Origin of the sequence: Geothermobacter hydrogeniphilus, assembly GCF_002093115.1 — a bacterium.
Lineage (GTDB): Bacteria > Desulfobacterota > Desulfuromonadia > Desulfuromonadales > Geothermobacteraceae > Geothermobacter_A > Geothermobacter_A hydrogeniphilus.
In genome coordinates this window covers 85,402-106,770 of the sequence record NZ_NAAD01000015.1, presented here as the reverse complement: position 1 = coordinate 106,770, position 21,369 = coordinate 85,402, and the positions used below count along the sequence as shown (strand labels likewise).

Below are 21,369 nucleotides of genomic sequence, written 5' to 3'. Positions count from 1 at the left end.
GAAGCGGTGAAGCGCAACGCAGCTGACGCGGAAAATAACCAGCAAGATGCGAAAGTTTATAGGTTACATGGTACTAGCACCTTTCCAAGGTTTTTACGTGACGCCCCCAACCCGATCTGGCATCCTGTCGGCCATGGAAAAACAGCAGTCTCCACCCTTCAACCGGCCCGAATGGCAACCGATCCGCCCCGACCTGGCCGCAACAGGAGAACCGCTGCCGCTCTCCCGCCGGCAATTCCGCAGCTGGTCGCTGGTGCTGGAGGCTCGCGGGTTTCTCTTCCAGGCCGAGCCCAGCGGTCCCGGCTGGCTGCTGTGGGTCCCGGACGAAAGCTTCGCCCGGGCCCGCGCCGAGCTGCGCCTCTACGAGCAGGAGAACCACAACTGGCCGCCGCCGCTGCCGCCCCTGCCGCCCCCAAGTGACCACCTGCTCGGTTCGCTGCTGACGCTGCTGGCGGTCGGTGTCTTCTTCGACCTGACCCTGCTCCCTGTCAATCTGGCTGGACACCACCCGGTCGACTGGATTGAGCTCGGCAACGCGCACGCGGGGAAGATTCTCACCGGGGAATGGTGGCGACTGATCACCTCCCTGACCCTGCACTCCGGCTGGCTGCACCTGCTCGGCAACCTGCTGATCGGCAGCGTCTTCATTATTCGTCTCTGCCGTGATCTCGGCGCCGGGCTGGGCTGGAGCCTGCTGCTGGCGGCCGGCGCCCTCGGCAACCTGGTCAACGCCCTGCTGCAAAACCCCGCGCACCGCGCCGTCGGCGCCTCGACCGCCGTCTTCGGTGCCGTCGGCCTGCTGGCCGCCATCAGCCTGGTCCGCTACCGCCACCACCTGCGCCGCCGCTGGCCGCTGCCGGTTGCCGCCGCCCTCGGCCTGCTGGCACTGCTCGGCTCTTCCGGAGAAAATACCGATCTCGGCGCTCACCTGTTCGGCTTTGTCTGCGGCTTCGGTCTCGGGCTGGGCGCGGAATTCGCCATTGACCGCCTTGGACGCCCCGGTCCGCATCTCAACCGCCTGCTCTGCCTCTCGTCAGCGGTACTGGTACTGCTGGCCTGGTGGGCCGCACTGGCTTGACCCGGAACTGCCCGAAGAAAGGTAAGGATGGAAAACAACAAGTGCCCGACCGAAGAGGGGATCGAGGTCCCCTGGGAACAGATCAATCCCGACACCCTCAGGCGGATGATTCAGGAGTTTGTCAGCCGCGACGGTGCCGACTGGGACCAGGACGGCTGCAGCCTCGAAGAAAAGGTCGAGCAGGTCCTGAGGCAGTTGCGCAACGGCCGGGTCCGGGTGGTCTTCGACCTGAAGAGTGAAACGGCCAATCTCGTGGCCGGCGATGAACGGAAAGCGTGATGAATATCTGCCTGATTGAACCCTTTCACAGCGGCTCTCATGCCGCCTGGGCCGAAGAATACGCCCGTCGCAGCCGCCACCGGGTCGAGCTGCTGACCCTGCCCGGTCGCCACTGGAAGTGGCGCATGCACGGTGGCGCGGTGACCCTGGCGCGCCGCTTTCACGAACGCGGGCTGCAGCCGGACCTGCTGCTGGCCGGCGACATGCTCGACCTGACAACCTTCCTCGCTCTCACCCGGGACCAGACCGCCGGGCTGCCGGTCGCCCTCTACTGCCACGAAAACCAGCTCAGTTATCCCTGGTCGCCGGCGGACGCCGACCCTGGAAAACAGCGCGACGCCCATTACGCCTTCATCAACTACAGCAGCGCCCTGGCCGCCGACGCGGTGCTGTTCAATTCCCGCTACCACCGGGATGACTTCTTTCGTGAACTGCCTGCTTTCCTGAAGAGTTTTCCCGATCAGAATGAACTGCAGAGTGTCGCTCAGCTCGAAGCGAAAAGCTCTGTCCTGCCGCTCGGACTTGACCTGCGGCGTTTCGATCGTCATCAGCCGCGGGGAACGAAAAAGGATGGCCCGCCGCTGATTCTCTGGAACCATCGCTGGGAGTATGACAAGAACCCGGAAGACTTTTTCCAGGCACTCTACCGGCTGCGGGATGAAGGACTGGCGTTCGAGGTCGCGGTCCTCGGCGAATCCTACCGCCAGGCACCACCGGTCTTTGCCGAGGCGAAGGAACGGCTCGGCAGCCGGATCGTCCAGTTCGGCTACGCCGAGAGCTTCGCCGACTACGCCCGCTGGCTGTGGCGCGCGGACCTGCTGCCGGTCACCTCAAGGCATGACTTCTTCGGCGCCAGCGTGGTCCAGGCGATCTACTGCGGCTGCACGCCGCTGCTGCCCGACCGCCTCGCCTATCCGGAACACCTGCCTGAAGAACTGCGGGGCCGCTTCCTCTACAAGGATGGCGAGGGGCTGCTGAAGAAACTGCGGACGATGCTGACCGACCCGACTCCGCCGCCCGAAAAACTGCACGATCATGTTGCCGGCTACGACTGGGCGGAATGGGCAGGTCGCTATGACGGGTTGATGGAAAAGCTGGTCACGGAACGGGCCGTTCAGGTTGACACGAACACCTGAACGGCCCGATTGATTCCCGCTGTCATTACGCTTTCTTCTGCTCTTCCCGCTGCCGCAGCTCGACGCGGCGGATCTTGCCGGAAATGGTCTTCGGCAATTCTTTCACGAACTCGATTTCGCGCGGGTACTTGTAGGGCGCGGTCTCGACCTTGACGTGCTCCTGGATCTCGGTCACCAGTTCATCGCTCGGCTCGAAACCGGGCGCCAGGATAATGAAAGCCTTGACGATGGTGCCGCGCAGCGGGTCGGGCGCGCCGACCACGGCGCTTTCGGCCACCGCCGGGTGGCTCTGCAGGGCGCTCTCCACCTCGAAGGGACCGATACGGTAGCCGGAGGCGTTGATCACATCGTCAGCGCGGCCGACGAACCAGAAGTAACCGTCCTCATCCTTGGTGGCCTTGTCGCCGGTGTAGTACCAGTCACCGATGAAGGACTCGCGGGTCGCCTCCTCGTTGCGCCAGTACTCCCCGAGCAGCCCGACCGGCGGCTCCGGCTTGACCTTGACGGCGATATTGCCCTCCTCCCCCTGCGGCACCGGGTTACCGTCATCGTCGATCAACTCGACCACAAAGCCGGGGGTCGGTTTCCCCATCGAGCCGGGACGGATCTCCATGCAGGGGTAGTTGGCGATCAGGTTGACCGATTCGGTCTGGCCGAAACCGTCGTAGATGGTGGTGCCGGTGTGCTCCTGCCAGACCTTGATGATCTCCGGATTGAGCGGCTCGCCGGCAGCCAGAGAATGGCGGATACCGGTAAGATCATAGCGGCTCAGGTCCTCCAGCACCAGCATCCGGTAGACGGTCGGCGGCGCGCAGAAAGTGGTGACGCCGCAGCTCTCCATCAGCTTGAGGTGGGTTTTGGCGTTGAACTTGGCGTCGGCGTCGTGGACCATCACTGCGCAGCCAATCTGCCACTGGCCGAACATTTTGCCCCAGGCGGCCTTGGCCCAGCCGGTGTCGGAGAGGGTCCAGTGCAGGTCGGTCGGCTTGAGATCCTGCCAGAACTTGGCAGTGATGATATGGCCGATGCCGTAGGAGGCCTGGGTGTGGGGTACCATTTTCGGGAATCTGGTGGTACCGGAGGTGAAGTAGATCAGCATCACGTCGTCCGCGCGGGTCGGCTCAACCTCGTCGCATGACAGGCGCGGTGAAGCCTGCGCCATCAGTTCTTCGAAGGAATGCCAACCGTCACGCTTCCCACCGAGACTGACCAGCTGTTTCAGGCTCGGGCAATCTCCTTTTGCCGCCTCCAGCTTTTCGGCGTTCTCGTGCCAGACCACGGCGCCGACCGCCTCGGCCTGGTTGATCCGGTAGGCGATATCCTTGGGAACGAGGATATTGGGACCCGGCAGGGGAATGACCCCGAGCTTGAAGCAGCCGAGCATGACCGCGTACCATTCAACCAGCCGCGGCACCATCACGAACAGCCGATCCCCTTTCCTGAAGCCGAGGTCACGCAGGACATTGGCGAAACGATTGGAGAGGCACTGCAGGTCATAGAAGCTGTACTTGCGGATCTCCTCCCCGGTCCGGTCAGCCCAGACCATCGCCAGCTTGGTGCGATCTTTGGCCCAGCGGTCAAGGACATCGAAACCGAAGTTGAAGTACTCGGGAATGGTGAACTGGTAGGTCGCGACCGTCTCCTCGTAATCGAGCATGTTCGGCCCGTGCAGGTTCACCGGCAGGTTGTCGTAGCTGTTCGCTGTCATTTTCATGATTCTCCCCTTTCGCATTGATCAGGCAACAAAAATCAATTCTTCAAAGAGGAAGGCAAGGAGAATGCCAAACAGCGTTCTAACGGTTATGAAGAGAATATCTTATTGTTATTACAGGACAAACCTGTTTCAACAGGTCCGAAAAGGACCCTCCAGGGGTGTCACCGGTATTTACACCGGCGATAATGAAAGGAGACGGTGGTGAGGGGGAGTGTCCCGATTCAAAGCTTTTCCACCCCGGCCGCGGCGACAATCGCGACAACCTGCTTCGCGTCGCCGGCCGACATGCTGGAAGCGGGGATGAAGAAGAAGGAACTGCGGTCGTGGTAGAGAAGCAGGCCGGGATCAAGGACGCGGTAGCCGATAAAATTATCCCAGGGCTGGCGGTAGCCCTCGTTGCCGCTGCGTACCGCGATCTCCTCCGGCGTGATCGCCACGACCAGCTCCCTGCCGAAGAAGGGATGACCACCGGCTCCGCGCAGGGACTTGATGACCAGCAACTGTTTCGACAGCACGCCGAAAAAACCGGTGAGAAGCAGCAGCGAGGCAATCACCGGCGAGTGGTAAAAGCCACCGAACCCCATGCTGCCGATGACAATGCAGCAGCCCCCCCAGAGGGTACGCCACTTCAGGGACGTATCGCAGCCGTAGTGGGCTTCGTAGAACCGGCGCCAGAGATCGCGGGTGAGATCAAAGCTGAGGATGATCGGTTTGGACATGGGGCCTATGGTGCCAGAGTTATCGGCGGGAAGAAAGTGATTTCAGCGCTGGGCCGGGTGAAGAGTGTGGGAAGGGGACAGTCCCTTTTGCAGAGAGGGACTGTCCCCGCGGGTCAAGATCACTGCCGCGGCAGGGCGCAGGGCACGCCGCGAAAATTACGGCACCTGAGCGTCAGGTATTCCAGCAGCTCCAGTTGCATCGCTTCCGGGAGCCCTAGCGCGGCGATATCGGCCGCCAGGGTTTCGGGATCACCATGACAGCCGAGAAAACCGTTGATGCGGGCCGCGGCGGTGGAGGCGATCAGGCTCTTCTCATCGGGGTAATTGCCGCGCAGCCCCTGCAGCAGGTTGTCAGCGCCGCGCAGGTAATATTTCTGGTGGTAATCCTCGGCCGCGGTGAAGACTCCGGCCGGCTCGACAGCGGTGTTGACCGGCCGCCCGCTCCGCTGCCGGACCCGCTCCACCGAGACTTCGATCTGCCGCTGCTGCTCCGCGTCGAGATAAAAAACCACGTTGCGATACTGGCGCAGATGGGGCTGGGACATCGGATCGTGCAGGCCCCAGAAGACCTCCAGCAGCGCGTCGTAGCCGATCCGCGCCGGGTCGTATTCGACCAGCAGGGTTTCGGTGTGATCCCCCATGGCACGGTATTCGGGGTGCGGGGTGGTGCCGCCGGCATAACCGACCGTGGTCCCGATCACGCCGGGCAGACTCCCGAACCGGGAGTCGACGCCCCAGAATCAGCCAGCGCCGAACAGCGCGTAGCGAGTCGGGCCGGCCGGGTGAGTGAGGGGATGTTCGCTGGTTGCCATGGCAGACTCCTTCGCGGCAGGGGAGGCGGATTCCAGACGGCCGGCGGCAAAAAACAGCAGCCCGCCGACGAGGGGAATCAGCATCCCGATCATAGTCTTTCTGTTTCTGTTCATGGGATTCAGTCTAGCAGGTTCCCCAGATCACGTGTACCCGACTGGAACCACGGAAGGGTGGGCGGCATCGGGAGCTCAGGACTGAACTCTGTGAAATACCGGTTCCAAACAACGACCGGCTCAGATATTTACCTCGACTACAGAATAAGTTAGGCTAACGGATCTTCATTCGAAACCAGGGGAGAAAAACAGGGCATGAAACCTCTCATGATCAGCGGTACCGGGCTCTACACGCCGCCCGAGGCGATTTCCAACCAGGAACTGGTCACAGCCTACAACCGCTACGTTGCCATCCACAACCGGCAGCACGCCGGACAGATCGCGCAGGGACAGATGGAGCCGCTGCCGGAATCGAGCTGCGAGTTCATCGAAAAGGCCTCGGGAATCAAGAACCGTTACGTGGTCAACAAGAGCGGGATTCTCGATCCGGAAATCATGTGTCCGCGACTGCCCGAGCGGAGCAACGAGGAACCGTCGCTGCAATGCGAGATGGGCGTCGCCGCGGCCCGCCAGGCACTGCAGGCCGCCGGAAAAAATGCGGCAGAGGTTGGCGCGGTGATGGTCGCCTGCTCCAACCTGCAGCGCCCCTACCCGGCCGTCGCCATCGAAATCCAGCACCAGCTGGGCATCGAAGGTTTCGCCGTCGACATGAACATGGCCTGCTCCTCGGCCACCTTCGCCATCCAGAGCGCCTGCGACGCCATCGCCCGGGGACAGGCGCGCGCCGTACTGGTCATCAATCCGGAGATCTGCACCGGCCATCTCAACTTCCGCGACCGCGACAGCCATTTCATCTTCGGCGACGCCTGCACCGCGATCCTGATTGAGGCGGCTGAAACCTGCACCGCGCAGAATGCCTTCGAAATCCTTTCAACCCGGCTGACAACCTCTTTCTCCAACAACATCCGCAACAACTTCGGTTTTCTCAACCGGGCTACGCCGGAAACCATCAACAGCCCCGACAAACTCTTCATCCAGCAGGGCCGCAAGGTCTTCAAGGAAGTGATTCCGATGGTGGCCGGGCTGATCCGTGACCACCTGGCGGCCAATGATATTGCCCCGGACCAGCTCAGGCGTCTCTGGCTGCACCAGGCCAATCTCAACATGAACCTGCTGATCAGCAAGAAAGTACTCGGCCGCGAGGCCAGTGCCGAAGAGGCCCCGGTCATCCTCGACCGCTACGCCAACACCAGCTCGGCCGGCTCGATCATCGCCTTCCACCTGCACCATGACGGTCTTGCCGCAGGCGATCTCGGGGTGATCTGCTCCTTCGGCGCCGGCTATTCGGCCGGCAGCGTAATTGTGCGCAAAACCTGAACCCAAAGGTTTGTAACGACCCGGGCATAACAGGGGATCCTGTTTTCAGTTCTGATTTTCGCTGTGACGATATCGTCGTACCAGCCATCCTGAAACCTGAATCAACCACCGCCTCCTCAAAAAGGCAGCGACCCCGTCAACGGAACCCCCATGTCAGAACTCTTCACTGTTTTTCTCAACGTCATTCTGCCGGTTTTCGGCATTATCGCCCTGGGCTACCTGCTGGGAAACCGCCTCGCCCTGCAGGCCCGGACTCTGACCCGGGTCGCCTACTACGTCTTCGTCCCGGCCTTCATCTTCCAGGCTCTCAGCCAGTCCGGCATCCCCCTCTCCGCCGCGGCGAAACTGATCGGCGTCGCCGCGACCACCCACCTGCTCGCCGCGCTCGTCGCCGGCGGACTGGCCCGACTGCTGGGACGTTCCCGGGAAATGATCGCTGCGTTCGTGATGATCGCGTCCTTCGGCAATGTCGGCAATTATGGACTGGCGGTGATCCGCTTCCGGCTGGGCGAAGCGGCGCTGGCCCCGGCGACCATCTACTTTGTCGCCATCACCATCGTCGCCTTCGTGGTCTGTGTCAGTGCCGCCGGCTGGGCGCGCGGCGGGGGATCGGGGGCCCTGAAAGGACTGCTGAGAACCCCGGCGCTCTGGGCGACGATACCGGGCCTGGCGGTCGCCAACAGCCACCTGACCGTCCCGCTGGTCTTGTCGCGCATGATCGGCCTGCTGGCCGATGCCATGATTCCGGTGATGCTGTTCGCCCTCGGCCTGCAGCTGCTGGAGCAAAAGCGGGTCAGATTGTCGCCGGACGTGTTTGCCGCCTCCGCCATCCGCCTGCTGCTGGCCCCGGCCCTCGCCGCCCTGATCGCCCTGTCCTTCGGCCTGGGGCAGATCGACTTTGCCGCCGGCGTCCTCCAGGCCGGCATGCCGACCGCCGTCCTGGTGGCGATCATCGCCAGGGAAAACGATATCGTTCCCGATTTCGTCACCTCCGTGGTCCTGGTCTCGACCCTGGCCAGCCTGGCGACACTGACCCTGACCATGGTGCTGCTCTAAAACAAAGCATGACACTGAAAAGATGATATTTCGAGTACGGGCGACCGGCCGGTCGCCCCTGCCCCCATGCAAGGATGCTGTTCTCTTCCGTACAAAGGAATAAAGGTAAAACGCCCCTGATTGCATCAAGGGCTGGCACCCCGTCGCCTTCAAAGGCTTGCCAAATCGCCGCCGCCCCCTATCCTTTTAAAGAGATTTTGACTTTTCAGGGAGAGGTTCCATGCTCGATCGTCATGAGATCACCAAAAACTGGTTACCGCGTTACACCGGAATGCCGCTCGACGGCTTCGGTGACTACATCCTGCTCACCAACTTCCGACACTATGTCGTCAAGTTTGCGGAGAAGTTCGGTTGTGATATCCAGGGAGAAAACAGGCCGATGCAGTCGGCGACCAACAGCAACGGTCTGACCATCATCAACTTCGGCATCGGTTCAGCGAACGCCGCCACCATTATGGACCTGCTCAGTGCCATCCAGCCCAAAGGGGCACTGTTTCTCGGCAAATGCGGCGGATTGAAAAAATCGACCGAGATCGGCCACTTCATTCTGCCGAATGCGGCAATTCGCGGCGAGGGAACCAGCAACGATTACTTTCCGGCCGAAGTCCCGGCGTTGCCATCCTTTAAACTGCACAAGTTCGTTTCGGAGAAGATCCTCGAACATGGCCACGATTACCGCACCGGGGTGGTCTATTCGACCAATCGCCGCATCTGGGAACATGACGAGGCCTTTCTGCAGAAACTCAAGAAGACCACCAGCATCGGCATCGACATGGAAACCGCGACCATCTTCATCGTCGGCCACTACAACGTCATCGCCCGCGGCGCGCTGTTGCTGGTCTCAGACGTCCCCCTGACTCCCGAGGGAGTCAAAACCGAGGAATCGGACCAGCAAGTGACGCAACGCTGGGCCGACAGCCACCTGCAGATCGGTATTGATGCGATGACGGAGATTGGCGAAAAGGGGGAAAAGATCAAACATTTTCTTTATTGAGAAACCCCTCCCCTCTACTCTACAAACAGTCAAATATCAATATGAGTAGAAAATCTATTTATTTCTAACTTACTTGCCATTTCATAAACTTTCTCTATTTCTGATTCTGGTAAATATTTACGAATTTCTTGGCTATCCAAAATATCCTTGGCAGTTCTCAATAATTCTTCATACACCGAAAAATTTTTATCAAAAATTACTTTGAATTTAATTTTCCAATTCTCTGATAAATACATTGAAACATTATATTTTCTACCATCATCAGACCTAATTCCGTATTTATAAATTTTATAAAATAAATCACCGTCTCCTATTAAAATCTTTGTATTTGCAGAAAACTTTGCCCTTCCATAAAGTAACGGATGTAAAAAAAAGTAATCCTTTTTTCTAAGCCTATGAATAGATCTATATCCACCCGTTAAAATCTCATCACGCTGGTGTGGCAATTGAAATTTTTGTGTCACCTTCTTAGATTGAGCTTTTTCTACCCCAAGCAGACCGGCGTTATACAAGTAACAGAAATAGTGAAATTTATCGCAATCAATACATTCATCACACTCTTCATCTTTACCTATTCTGTTTATCCACCTGCAAATTGTTTTCAAATCGTTTATAGTTAAAATATTTTTTATGTCGCTATTATAATTGGCAAGGACATTTATTTTTCCCTGCAGAGGAGATCCTATCTCTGTCAAATAATCACCTACAATTGACTTATAAAGTGATTTTTCATGGACAACCATTTTTATAAATTCTTCTCTATCCGCAATATGTTTCTTGCATGTATATCTTATTTTGTACCCAATATTAACAATATCACGCGGTTTATACAATGTATGTCGATATAGATAATCGAATAATTTTTCATTTTTCTTGATCAGTCCATTGAATATCACCGGTTTTCTTAATCCATAATATTTAACTATTGCCTCTCTTTGTTCATTTTTTGATATTGGAGAACATCCCATAGACAAGGCAATATTGTTAAAATATATTTTTTCAATGTCATTCTTATTGTAATCTAAACAAGTCATTAGTCTCTGGAGTTTTGTTAAATCTGCATATTCGAAATAACTTTCATCCAAAAGACTTAATGCTTCATGCCTCACCGCACCATATACATGTATGTGTTTTTTGGGCAACTCATTAATGGCCAAGCAAAAAGCAACCTGTATCGCCACCCAAAATTGAAAAATGCCAATATCTTCAATGTGCCTTTCATCATCACTCAAAAATATTTCATACCCAAAATCAACCATTCTATCAATATTATCAATAAATATATAACATTCTTGGTCGAAGCCTTGCAGCGTCCCGTCATTCAACTTTTTTTCTAATTCTTTTGCACTTAATGACAGATTATTTCTGAATGAAGCAATAGTTTTATTTACACTTTTCCCTCCAACATTGTTAACATAATCATATGCTGCTTGAATAATTGAAGCCATCCATGCATTTTTTATATTTGATATCTTACCGCTAACCCTTGATTTATTTTTTAAATCTTCTTCTGAGATATAATAGTTCTTTTTAAATGTGTTATCTTCCAATATTGGAATTGAATGATCCTTTCCATCTTCACACAAACCATCTCGAGGAAATGTCTCATTCGGGTGTTTTTTTATAAAATTACTTGCTTTTTTTCTTAAAAAAAGCGTCTTACCATAACCTTTTGGCGCCTGTATAATTTTCTTTTGGACAAGTTGAATAAAGTCTTTAACTTCATCTTTTACTATAAAATAATTATAAAACTCTTCATCTGTTATCTGCTTTACGTTTATGTCTGATGCCTCAACCTTCCACGCATCATCTTTTTTATCCCATGAGGAACTATTAGCGACCACCTTCTCCCTCCAATTCTGCGACAAAAGCACCCTGACTAGTCAAAAACCATTTATTGCCACCAGTCTTACCAACAAACCCTTTAGACAGCAGTTCTTCCAATAAAACCGAAGTCTCTTCCTCTGAAAGGCCAAGTTCTGACGACAAACCCGAAACAGACCTATATGTATATTTGCTATTTTTTATTTTCTTCAGCAAAGACACTCTGTCATCGCTAAGATCTAAGTCTTCCCTCACTTTTTCATTGATTTCGTTTTTTTGAGTCTCTGATGACTTTATTATTATTGGATCTATTTTATTTTTTGTATCTATAGCAACCTGCTCTGCCACATCGACCCTCTCATTTGTAGTCCTTATCATCTCATTGATTTTTTTAAACATACTGTCAATAAATTTGTCTGAGAAAGTTGACACCAAAGTTGCTAACCCCAAAAGGACAAACATATCCTCATAGTTAGACTTCGCCGTTTTCATCAAATCACTTGACAAGATTGACAAAAAAACAGGCAACATCAATGCTGACCCTAATCCATACACAATGCTTTCTAATAATTTATTTCTATCATTTCTAAAATACCTTATAAAGCCTCCATATAGACCACCAGAGAATAAAATAGCAACAATCTTAATTATAGGGATATCTACTTCAGCCATACACATACCTTCTTTCCGATTTTACCTTGGCCCACTGCTGGCTCATAGTTTCAGACAAGGGCAAACTTCCCGACTTCAATAGATTTTTTGTTGTCAGGGGCCGACCAACCAAGAAAACCCTATAGGGTCAGAGTTTCAAGTTGGCAAGATTGACATTCAAGATTCTCATCGAATTCCGGGGACATAATACTATTTACCCATCAACCAACTCCTACCCCATCCCCAAAAACCGCCCCGCAAAATCCGCATACATCGGCACATGCTCCCAGTAGGCGACATGCGCCACGCCCCAGGGTTTGCCGAGCTTGAGTTCGACGTTGTCTTCGGGGTCGATCCGGTAGAGATTCAGCCGCCCGCTGACCGGGTCCTGGCGGTCCCAGTAGTTGACCCAGGGAAGGTCGGCGAAGACATGCTTCACCGGGTCGTCGAGAGTCACTGGCGGATCATTGAAGCAGAGCGGCTTCGATTTGAAGGAGTGCAGCTGGCCGAGAATCTGACCGCGCAACCATTGCTCCTTGCCGGCGTGCTGGCGGAAGAAGAAGGCGATCTTGTCGAGCGGCGAGCCGAAGGTGATCAGGCCCTTGATCTTGTCCAGCGGCAGCTCTTCGGCGTCGGGCAGGGAAGCCTCGATCTGCAGCCGGTTGAGAGTGTCGTAGGCGATGACGCTGCCGAGGGAGTGGCCGCAGAGCACCACCCGATCGATTTCGGGATCGGCAAGCACCGTCTTGAGCATGGCGAGGCTGTCGCGCAGAATTCGCTGGCGGAGGTTGAAGAATTTCGACTTGCGGTCGGTGGTGGTGTAGATGGCGACATCGCCGAGGTAGCCGGTGAGGTAGGGGCTGGCCTTGTCCCCCAGCCATTTCAGCGCCGCTTCGCCCCAGCCGCCGGTCAGCCTGCTGAGCGGATCGAGCAGTTGCAGCGCGGCGCTGACGGGCGGATAGAGCCGGGCGCCCCAACGCAGCTTGTTGTTGAGCTTCTGCAACTGCTCGACCTGGTCGGCCTGCTCGTACTCGCGGATCAGCTGCTGGTTCTCGTTGAAGAAGGTCTTCACTCCAGCCAGGGTGTCCTCAAGCCAGCGACTGATCTCGGCGGTCGAAATCTGGTTCTCGGTCAGGTAGGCCCAGTAGACCTCGTGGATATCGATGGCGCTCTTGCCGCGGGTTTTGGGGGAGACGCGCAGAAAGCTTTCGGTCCAGCCCTCCCCGGGATGGCGCTTCAGCTTGTGGGCGAGCCGGTAGTTGATCCCCTGCCGGTCAAACAGCTCCAGCAGGCCACGCCCGAAGCCGTCGAGGGTGTCGAACGGGTTCTGCTCGCCGATGCCGTGGATCACCACGAACGCGGTACGACCGGTCGGAAAACGTGCCATCCCTTCCCTCCTCCATGTGGAAACAGCCGAAAACACAAGAAGCCGCCGGTCAACTCAGGCTGACACAGGCGGCTTCTTTTCCAGGAGAACCTCTCCTATAACCCCTCCAATAAACAACAACTTAAACAATTCAATTGGTTATAGCGCCACCATGAGTCCGCGTCAAGAAATTAATCAAATGGTGTTTTAAGTCAAAAGCATTTCAGCCGCCGATTGCGCCGATGAACGCCGATAAAATCTTTACCGACCAACCAAAAAGGGGACAGTCCCTTTTGCAGAGAGGGACTGTCCCCGTGGTGTTCGTCATGAAATGGCTGCTGAAAGGCTGGAGTGACTGTAAATGCGGTCACGGAAAATTCGGATTCAGGTCCGAAAAGGCAGGATTTTAAGCGGCAGCAGGGCTTATGGCTCTAACTGTCGGCGACACGACCAAGTCAGCTTTTCCTCAGCCCGCTAAACCCGCACCAGTGCCGCCGCCCAGGTCAGTCCGGCGCCGAAGGAAACCATGCCGACCAGGGTGCCCGGCTGCAGCCCATCGCCGCGGCGCAGTTCGTCGAGGGCGATGGGGATCGAGGCGGCGGAAGTGTTGCCGTAGCGATCGACGTTGACGCAGACCTTTTCCATCGGCAGCTTGAAACGTTTGGCAACCGCCTCGATGATGCGCAGGTTGGCCTGGTGGGGAATCAGCAGGTCGATATCCTCCCCGGACAGGCCCTGCTTCTCCAGCGCCTGCTGCAGGACGTCGGCCATGGCGACCACCGCGTGGCGGAAAACCTCGCGACCCTCCATGCGGATGGCATAGAGATTGGCCGCGACCGTCTCGGCGTTGGGCGGATTGACGCAGCCGCCGCCGGGGTTGTAGAGCAGACCGGCGTGTTCGCCGTTGCTGCCGAGGCAGGTCTGCAACAGACCGCGTTCGCCCTCAGCAGGACCGAGTACCACGGCACCGGCGCCGTCGCCAAACAGCACGCAGGTATCGCGATCCTGCCAGTCGACCATCGAGGTAAGGACCTCGCCGCCGATCACCAGCGCGTGCCTGTAGCCGGCGACGGCCATCATCCCCTCGGCCACCTGCAGGCCGTAGAGGAAACCGGCGCAGGCGGCGGAGAGATCAAAGGCGACGGCGTTTTTCGCCCCCAGTTTCTCCTGCACCAGGCAGGCGGTCGACGGGAACTTCATATCACCGGTCACCGTGGCGAGGACGATCAGATCGATCTGGTCGGCGCTCAACCCGGCGTCATCCAGGGCTTTGCGCGCCGCCTCGGTCACCAGGTCGGAGAGCGCGCTGCCCGGTTCGGCGACGTGGCGCTGCCGAATCCCGGTACGGGCGACAATCCACTCGTCCGAGGTGTCGACCATCTTTTCAAGATCGGCATTGGTAAGAATTTTTTCCGGCACGGCGCGGCCGGTTCCAAGGATCATGACCTGTGGTTTCTGTGCCATCGGAGTTCTCGTTGCCAGGGGTTAGGGCCCGGTTTTCACCTGGGTCTTCCGGGGCGACATAAATACTCCGAATAAATAGCACATCTCTCCCCTCCCCCTCAAGAACGAGTATAGCCCCAAATCCACCGGCAATTTCTGGATTCGGCTGTCGTTACGAGTGAATCTGCTTTGTTGCCGTCACCCTCGCTCCACAAAACAACCGGTGGATCCGGGTAGCCGAAACACCCTCCAGAAACGCGGCCGGCAGGCCGCTCATCCCAGCCGTGTCGTCCTCAGCCCCGTATGAAGGCGATCAGCATCAGGAAAGCCAGCGCCAGGCCGGTGAACAGCGCCAGGAAACCGAATCCCTTGAGGATGAAATCATAGACCACCCCGCTGGGTTTCTTGATCTCAAACTGCTCGATCACCCCGGCCTCCCGGTAGCGCCGCCACTGCGCCGAGCGCTCCTCGATGAACTCCTGGCGGGAAATCTGACCGTTGAAGATGACGAAATCCATCGGGAACTTCTCCGGGCGCCCGTGGGTGTTGAAGAAGTGCACGGTGAAGATGAACCCGGTCGCCAGCAGAGCCTCGTCGGAGTGGATGATAATCGCCACGTTGAACACCCAGCCGGGCAGAAACTGCCCGAAAAATTCCGGGAACCAGAGCAGCAGACCGGAGCTGCCGATCGCCACCATCCCCCAGAAAACCGCCAGGAAGTCGAACTTCTCCCAGTAGGTCCAGCGCTCGAACTCCGGCTTCGGTCCCCGGAACAGAAACCAGCGAACCATCCCCAGCAGGTCCCGGACATCCTTCCCGTTCGGCATCAGCGAGTCGGGCCCGAACAGCCGCTGCCAGCAGTTGCCCGACGGCTTTTTGGAGATAAACAGAAAATTGATACTCAACAACAGGGCGGCGACGAAATAGTAGAAGGTCAGCACGGCGCAGGCGCGGTGCAGCAGCCCCGCGTACTCGACCCCGCCATAAAAGGACATCAGGGTCTGGGCCCAGGGCTGATCACTGAACTTGAGCGGCAGACCGGTCAATGAAAGACCGAGAAAACTGGTGATCACAATCAGGTGAAAGAGAATGTGATGCTTCGAAAAGCGGCGGTACTGCTTGTGCGCGGCGTGAACCAGGACACCTTCGCCGCGGGCCGCCGCTGCCAGTTTTTTCCGGTTCTCCACAAATCCGCGAAACATCCACAGGATGCTGTGAATCCAGAAAAAGGCGAAGACCCCGATCAGCAGGCAATTCATGGCCAGAAAGGTCCAGTACAACAGCGGATAGTTGTTCCGATCGTGATGATCGCCATGGGGATAATAACGGGTAAACGATGCGGTCGCCCCGGGATGGCAGCGTCGGCAGATTTTCACCAGGTTGTCACCATGCAGGCTGGAGGCCGGATCAGACTTCGGCAGCACCCGGTGCGCGGTGTGGCAGTCGGCGCAACCGGCCGCCCGGCGGGTGCTGCCGAGCCGGTAGCTCTTGCCGTGATGGCTCGACAGGTAGCTGGCAACCACGCCGAGGCGGACCCCGTTCCTGGTCATTTTTTCTTTATCCGCATGGCAGGGGATACAGGTGTCGACGTTGAAAGCCTGAACCTGTCCGGGAGAGAGGGAGGAAACCGCTCTTACGTCATGCAGACCATGGCAGTCATGACAGGCAGCCGCATCGTCGTTGCCATCGGCGACAGCCCGGCCGTGAACCGACTGCCGGTAATCCTCCTGATCATGACAGCCGAGACACAGCTCAACCGCTTTTTCCTTGTTCTCCCGCCAGGCATGGAGACCATGAACCGGGGCATGACACTCGCTGCAGCCGACTCCGGCAGCCCGATGCACACTGGATGCGTACGCCTGCGCGATGTCCTTGTGACAACGGTTGCAATCGACCGTCGGACGATGATCAGCAGCAAGGGGATGACTTTCCCCACCGGCAGGAAAGCGATGACAGCTGGTGCAGCCATTGGGACCATGCACCGAAGCCGGAAAGTCCAGCCGGAAACTGTTTTCAGGATGACAATCGAGGCAGGATGCAGACGCGGATGCCGGGACAACCGACAACAGGAAGACGATGAAGAGCCCAGCCCATGGGAGCCATGGACAATGGATTGAGTTCATATCCTCTCCCCTTTCTTCGTGAACTGGCCACGGAAAATTGTTGATAACGCAACATTTATTAATCTTTTATCATTTCTCCTGCTATTATCCAGAAATCGAACAACCGGGTGAGGGGGGGATGCAGCTTGAAAAAAAACAACCACCGGCGGGTGGTCATTGCATTGAAATGAAAAGATGCTGATATTACTGGAAGAATTTCGCCGCGATATACGCGGTAACCGGGTAAGCGATAATGACGGCGGTAATCAGGGCAACGACACCGAGAACCAGGAGCAGCAGCCCGAGCCAGACATTTTTGATTACACCGACAAAACCTGTCCAATGCTGATGGAGCGAAGCGGAATCCCAATGATGGTCGTACATCCAATGTGTTACGGATCTCATAAGCCCACCCCCTTTCATGTATTTACCTTCGTTAATATTCTATAATTTTTAATCGGAAAGTCAACCCTTTCCCGCGTAAAAAATGTTGCAATTACAACACTCGAACAGGACATTCTACTGTTTTATGTAGTTAATTAGAACATCACCACGTCATGGAGGACACAATGAGAGAAATGCGGATGGAATCGCTGCGGATCTGCCTGTTGTTGACCTGCGTACTGTTATTTGCAACAGGCGTCCTGGCAGCGGAGCCGATGCTGCCCCTGGTTGACGACGGCACGGCCGATGTGAACGGCTGGCTGATGAGTGAGAAGCTCGACGGAGTCCGCGGCCACTGGGATGGACACCGCCTGCTGTCGAAACACGGGACCGTCCTGCATCCCCCCCGGGAGTTCGTTCAGGGGCTGCCGCCCTTCCCGGTCGAAGGTGAGCTCTGGGCCGGGCGCGGCAGCTTCGAGCAGACGGCGGCCGTGGTCCGGCGGCAGCGACCCGACAACGACTGGCTCAAGCTCAAGTTCGCCATCTTTGACGTTCCGGAAGCTCCCGGCGGGTTCACCGAACGTATCGCCGCGGCCGTCGCGTGGTTCGCGGCTCACCCGACCCCCTACGCCTTCGTCATCCCGCAACAGACACTGCGCGGCCGGGCGCAACTACGACAGGAACTGCAGCGAATCGAAAAGCTCGGCGGCGAAGGGCTGATTGTCCGCAGGCCGGACGCGCCTTATGTCCCCGGCCGCAGCCCGGACATCCTCAAAGTCAAGAGTTACCGGGACGCCGAGGCGACGGTGATCGCCCGGCTGCCGGGAAAGGGCCGCAATGAAGGACGGCTCGGGGCACTGCTGGTCCGCCTGGAGAACGGGACAGAGTTCAGAATCGGCAGCGGCTTCAGCGACGCCGAGCGGGACAACCCACCGCCGGTCGGCGCGGTGATCACCTTCAAGCACTACGGGTTCTTCAAGTCCGGCGTTCCCCGCTTTCCGTCCTACCTGCGGATAAGGGCTGACCAGGGATTGTAAAACAGGGACAGTTCCCTATTTCGCGACAGGATTCAGGAAGAAAAATCGGGCCAGAAAAAAAACATGACTCACCTCGGAAGAAGCTGGATATAATCCTGAATCGGTGAGTTCCTGTTGGATGGAGAGTGCAAGTGCTTGGCCGGAATGCGATTTTCAAAAATCTGAAGCGCCCCCATAGGTTCGCTGGTGATTTTCAGGGAAGCTCGGGCAGGTCAGTGACTTGCGTTATCCGCCAACAAGGGACTCACGGATTCAGGATAACGACAAAGCCTACACCGGAGTTTAAATCTGCGCCCACCCGCGTTATCCGCGGTAAAAAGTTCTCGCCTTTCTCAGCGGTTCTGCGTCTCCGCGCGAGGCTACCCCAGCTTCGCCCCGTTCGGCACGTCTCGCTCCGGAACCGCCAGCACCACACCGTCGTCACGGTAGAAACCGCAGAGCAGAAACTCGGAGCGGAACGGGCCAATCTGCTTGGGCGGAAAATTGACCACGGCGACAATCTGCCGGCCGATCAGGTCCTCCTTGCTGTACAGGTGAGCGACCTGGGCGCTCGACTTCTTCTCTCCAATCTCATCGCCGAAGTCGGCCCACACTTTGTAAGCCAGGTTGCGCGCCTCGGGGAAATCCTGAACGTCGACGATGGTCCCGACGCGTAACTCGACCTGTTCAAACTCGTTCCAGCTGATCTCCTTCATACCTTGTCCCTCCAGCCCTTCTCAATGCCGCGACCATAGCAGCCGGCGAGTTGTTCGGCATCGACCCGGCTGATGCCAAGGTCCTTGAGCGTTCGAGAATCCATTGCCAGCAGTTGCCGCTGCTGTTCTTTCGTGAGGCGATAACGCCGCCACCATTGCCATAACCGTATCATGCCGCTCCCCCGATTGCTTATGGTTGCTTCGAGAGTAGCGGGAATTGCCGGAGAATTCTTGAAGGAAATTGATCTCTATCCCTGACGGAGCTGCCGCAGGTAGGCCCCCGGAGGGATGCCGAACTTATGCTTGAAGTGGCGGGTCAGATGACTCTGGTCAGCGAAACCGGTGGCGAAAGCAACTTCGGCAATCGGCATCCCTGCGGCCATCAGCATATGGGCCTTCTCAAGACGCAGCTGGACCAGATAGGCATGGGGAGAGAGCCCGACCGCCTTCTTGAAGAAACGAATCAGGTGATAGGGGGTGCAGCCAAGTTGGCTTGCCAGGTTGGCAAGAGAGATATCCTCAGCGAGGTGGGCATGAAACAGCTCGATGACACGGGCGACGCGGGCAGATTCTGAGCCGGCGTCAGCGCCCCCTCCTCCGGAAGTTCCGTACCTGCCGACCAGGGCGGCGAAGACCTCAAGAAAGGCCGATTCCCGCTCCAGCGTCGAGGGGCTTCCACGCAGAATGCGGGCGAGGGCGACCAGTCCGCGCAGGACCTCGACATCCCTGTAGGCGTCGGTGCGAAACTCGGTGTCACCAACCTCCCTGCCACGCAACTGGGCACCGATGGACCGTACCAGATCCGGGTCGAGATAGAAGGTAACCAGGCTGCGGGCGAGGGTGTCGCAGGCTTGATTTTCGTGGACCTCGCCGGGTGCGATGATACCGAAGCTGTCGGGTTGGAGGATGTAGGAATTGCCGCGATGCCGGTAGTACTCGCCGCCGGAGGTGTTGAGCCAGATGCAGTAAGCCTGGTGAAAGTGCGGCGGGAAGAGATAGCCGGCGTCCGGGCAGGTCAACAGCTCGAGACCGGAGATGTCTGCGGGTTTGAAATAACGGACTTGGGCACCAGCCATGAGACAGTTCCAGGAAAGGAAGACGTTTACACCCCAGTTACGTACACAACCGTACCTCACTCTAGCCGCTTGGACAGGTGAAAATCAACCTTGAGGATCCCTCCGCGTCTCCGCCCGATGTGAATTTCACCCCCGTCCAAAGCGCGCCCTGATACCGTACTTCTCCAGTTTGCGGGCCACGCTCGACTGGCTGAGACCGAGCGCCGCGCCAATACTCTGCTGGTTCGGAAGGCGTTTCGCCGTCTCCAGCAGCACCTGCCGCTCGACACTGGCGAGAATCTGCGCCATGCTCATCTCGGCCGGCCAGCTGCCGAAACGGGCCGCGTCCTCCTCGCCCGCTTCGGCGATCACCGTCTGCGGCAGGTCGTTGACATCGATCAGCTCGGTGTCGGACATCACCACCAACCGCTCGCAGATGTTCATCAGTTCCCGCACGTTGCCGGGATAGGAATAGGCGCACAGCAGGTCGAGAGCGGCGGCGGTCAGGCGACGGGGAACCGCGCTGCGATCAGCGAAGTGGTCGATACAGGTGCGGATAAGGGGGACCAGGCATTCCTGCCGCTCGCGCAGCGGGGGAACGGTCAGGGGAATGACGCTCAGCCGGTAGTAGAGATCGAGACGGAACGTACCGGCCGCGACCATCTGCTGCAGATCACGATGGGTGGCGGCAAGGATACGGACATCGAGCCGGCGGCTGCGGGTGCTGCCGAGGCGGGTCACCTGGCCGTCCTCCAGAAAGCGCAGCAGCTTGACCTGTGAGGCGGGCGGCAGCTCGGCGACCTCGTCGAGAAAAAGGATGCCGCCGTCGGCCTGCTCAAGATAACCCGGCCGGCTGCCGGCGGCGCCGGTGAAAGCGCCCTTCTCGCAACCGAACAACTCCGCTTCGATCAGGGTTTCGGGAATGGCGCCGCAGTTGAGTTTGATGATCGGCCTGTCGGCGCGGGCCGAATGCTGGTGGATCAGGTCGGCGATCAGCCCCTTGCCGACCCCCGATTCACCGAGGATGAGGACGATCGAATCAACCTCGCTGACTTTCAGCGCCTGACGCAGAGCGCGCTGCATGCCGGGGCTGCGGGCGATGATCGGCCGGGATTCGAGCTGTTGCTGCTGCAGTTCAACCACCTGCCGGCGAAAGCGGTCACCGAGCGCCTGCTGCTCTTCCAGTTGCCGCTGCAGACGATCAATCTCGGTGATATCACGTTCGCTGACCACCACCCGGATCAACTCCCCGGCGTCATCAAAAACCGGGGTGGCGGTCGAGATCAGCTTGCGGCCGAAACGGTTCTCCTGCAGCAGGCTGACCTGCTGACGTTTTTCAATCGCCTCCAGCGCCGCCGACGGCAGGATCACCAGCCCCTCGGCGGCGGCATCCATATAATCACGGCCGACCAGCTGCTCGGCCGTGGCCTGGTTGATCCGCTCAGAGGCCGGGTTGACACGCAGGATCACCCCCTGCCCGTCGCAGACGAACAGCCCGTCGGACGAGGAGTCGATAATCGCGTCATGCTCCCAGGTCAGTTCCTGAATCGAGCGGTCCATGGGCTCCTTCGGAGCAGGCCAGGGGTGAGGGGC

20 protein-coding genes and 1 pseudogene are annotated in these 21,369 nt (G+C 57.4%); 7 read left to right on the top strand and 14 right to left on the bottom strand.

What is annotated here, in order from left to right:
- Positions 1–133: 133 nt before the first annotated feature.
- The 3 genes from B5V00_RS12305 to B5V00_RS12295 are packed head-to-tail and all read left to right on the top strand — an operon-like array spanning position 134 to position 2,493.
- Positions 134–1,078: a rhomboid family intramembrane serine protease gene (locus B5V00_RS12305; protein ID WP_085011104.1), complete on the top strand. Its 945-nt coding sequence runs from the start codon at positions 134–136 to the stop codon at positions 1,076–1,078.
- Between the two features lie 27 nt (positions 1,079–1,105).
- Positions 1,106–1,357, top strand: coding sequence for a YheU family protein (locus B5V00_RS12300; RefSeq protein ID WP_085011103.1), 252 nt, complete (start codon positions 1,106–1,108; stop codon positions 1,355–1,357).
- The gene (locus tag B5V00_RS12295; RefSeq protein WP_085011102.1) at positions 1,357–2,493 is read left to right on the top strand and encodes a tRNA-queuosine alpha-mannosyltransferase domain-containing protein; all 1,137 of its coding nucleotides are present in this window, start codon (positions 1,357–1,359) and stop codon (positions 2,491–2,493) included. The genes B5V00_RS12300 and B5V00_RS12295 overlap by 1 nt, the downstream gene beginning before the upstream one ends.
- A 25-nt stretch (positions 2,494–2,518) precedes the next feature.
- Here B5V00_RS12295 and B5V00_RS12290 read toward each other — a convergent pair whose 3' ends face one another.
- The 4 genes and pseudogenes from B5V00_RS12290 to B5V00_RS16985 form a co-directional block, all read right to left on the bottom strand.
- Positions 2,519–4,207 carry an acetate--CoA ligase gene (locus B5V00_RS12290; protein WP_085011101.1) on the bottom strand — a complete coding sequence of 563 codons (1,689 nt, stop codon included), beginning with the start codon at positions 4,205–4,207 and terminating at the stop codon, positions 2,519–2,521.
- Positions 4,208–4,428: 221 nt separating this feature from the next.
- Entirely contained in the window at positions 4,429–4,926 is a 498-nt protein-coding gene (locus B5V00_RS12285; protein ID WP_085011100.1) for a YcxB family protein, read from the bottom strand.
- 119 nt (positions 4,927–5,045) lie between these two features.
- Positions 5,046–5,654 (bottom strand): annotated as a pseudogene (locus B5V00_RS12280) (peptide-methionine (S)-S-oxide reductase MsrA); the annotation flags it as partial.
- 12 nt (positions 5,655–5,666) lie between these two features.
- Complete coding sequence (locus B5V00_RS16985; protein ID WP_139800762.1) at positions 5,667–5,852, bottom strand: hypothetical protein; 186 nt, start codon at positions 5,850–5,852, stop codon at positions 5,667–5,669.
- 195 nt (positions 5,853–6,047) lie between these two features.
- Between B5V00_RS16985 and B5V00_RS12275 the strand changes: the two genes are divergently transcribed.
- The 3 genes from B5V00_RS12275 (at position 6,048) to B5V00_RS12265 (ending at position 9,219) form a co-directional block, all read left to right on the top strand.
- Positions 6,048–7,169 (top strand): beta-ketoacyl-ACP synthase III, encoded by a 1,122-nt coding sequence (locus tag B5V00_RS12275; protein ID WP_085011098.1) that lies wholly within the window; start codon positions 6,048–6,050, stop codon positions 7,167–7,169.
- A 150-nt stretch (positions 7,170–7,319) separates the two neighbouring features.
- Complete coding sequence (locus B5V00_RS12270) at positions 7,320–8,225, top strand: AEC family transporter (protein WP_085011097.1); 906 nt, start codon at positions 7,320–7,322, stop codon at positions 8,223–8,225.
- 220 nt (positions 8,226–8,445) lie between these two features.
- The gene (locus B5V00_RS12265) at positions 8,446–9,219 is read left to right on the top strand and encodes an AMP nucleosidase (protein WP_085011096.1); all 774 of its coding nucleotides are present in this window, start codon (positions 8,446–8,448) and stop codon (positions 9,217–9,219) included.
- Between the two features lie 29 nt (positions 9,220–9,248).
- Here the strand turns inward: B5V00_RS12265 and B5V00_RS12260 are convergent, their stop codons facing one another.
- The 6 genes from B5V00_RS12260 to B5V00_RS12235 all read right to left on the bottom strand — a co-directional run bounded on the left by B5V00_RS12260 (position 9,249) and on the right by B5V00_RS12235 (position 17,010).
- On the bottom strand, positions 9,249–11,063 hold the full coding sequence (locus B5V00_RS12260) for a hypothetical protein (RefSeq protein WP_085011095.1): 1,815 nt from the start codon (positions 11,061–11,063) through the stop codon (positions 9,249–9,251).
- Positions 11,053–11,715 (bottom strand): YEATS-associated helix-containing protein, encoded by a 663-nt coding sequence (locus B5V00_RS12255; protein ID WP_085011094.1) that lies wholly within the window; start codon positions 11,713–11,715, stop codon positions 11,053–11,055. The genes B5V00_RS12260 and B5V00_RS12255 overlap by 11 nt, the downstream gene beginning before the upstream one ends.
- Positions 11,716–11,926: 211 nt before the next feature.
- A complete protein-coding gene (locus B5V00_RS12250; RefSeq protein WP_085011093.1) occupies positions 11,927–13,081 on the bottom strand; it encodes an alpha/beta hydrolase family protein in 1,155 nt (384 codons plus the stop codon).
- A 453-nt stretch (positions 13,082–13,534) separates the two neighbouring features.
- On the bottom strand, positions 13,535–14,524 hold the full coding sequence (locus B5V00_RS12245; RefSeq protein ID WP_085011092.1) for a beta-ketoacyl-ACP synthase III: 990 nt from the start codon (positions 14,522–14,524) through the stop codon (positions 13,535–13,537).
- Positions 14,525–14,796: 272 nt separating this feature from the next.
- Complete coding sequence (locus tag B5V00_RS12240) at positions 14,797–16,626, bottom strand: cytochrome c3 family protein (protein ID WP_085011091.1); 1,830 nt, start codon at positions 16,624–16,626, stop codon at positions 14,797–14,799.
- 183 nt (positions 16,627–16,809) lie between these two features.
- Positions 16,810–17,010, bottom strand: coding sequence for a hypothetical protein (locus B5V00_RS12235; RefSeq protein WP_085011107.1), 201 nt, complete (start codon positions 17,008–17,010; stop codon positions 16,810–16,812).
- Between the two features lie 164 nt (positions 17,011–17,174).
- Between B5V00_RS12235 and B5V00_RS12230 the strand changes: the two genes are divergently transcribed.
- Positions 17,175–18,026, top strand: coding sequence for a DNA ligase (locus tag B5V00_RS12230; protein WP_245803962.1), 852 nt, complete (start codon positions 17,175–17,177; stop codon positions 18,024–18,026).
- Positions 18,027–18,385: 359 nt separating this feature from the next.
- Here the strand turns inward: B5V00_RS12230 and B5V00_RS12225 are convergent, their stop codons facing one another.
- From B5V00_RS12225 to B5V00_RS12210, 4 genes are all read right to left on the bottom strand, one after another.
- Positions 18,386–18,721, bottom strand: coding sequence for a tRNA-binding protein (locus B5V00_RS12225; RefSeq protein ID WP_085011089.1), 336 nt, complete (start codon positions 18,719–18,721; stop codon positions 18,386–18,388).
- Positions 18,718–18,894 carry a DUF1127 domain-containing protein gene (locus tag B5V00_RS12220; protein WP_085011088.1) on the bottom strand — a complete coding sequence of 59 codons (177 nt, stop codon included), beginning with the start codon at positions 18,892–18,894 and terminating at the stop codon, positions 18,718–18,720. The genes B5V00_RS12225 and B5V00_RS12220 overlap by 4 nt, the downstream gene beginning before the upstream one ends.
- A 75-nt stretch (positions 18,895–18,969) precedes the next feature.
- Positions 18,970–19,797, bottom strand: a complete 828-nt coding sequence (locus B5V00_RS12215; protein WP_085011087.1) for an AraC family transcriptional regulator — start codon at positions 19,795–19,797, stop codon at positions 18,970–18,972.
- Between the two features lie 126 nt (positions 19,798–19,923).
- Complete coding sequence (locus B5V00_RS12210; protein ID WP_085011086.1) at positions 19,924–21,336, bottom strand: sigma-54 interaction domain-containing protein; 1,413 nt, start codon at positions 21,334–21,336, stop codon at positions 19,924–19,926.
- Positions 21,337–21,369: the final 33 nt, after the last annotated feature.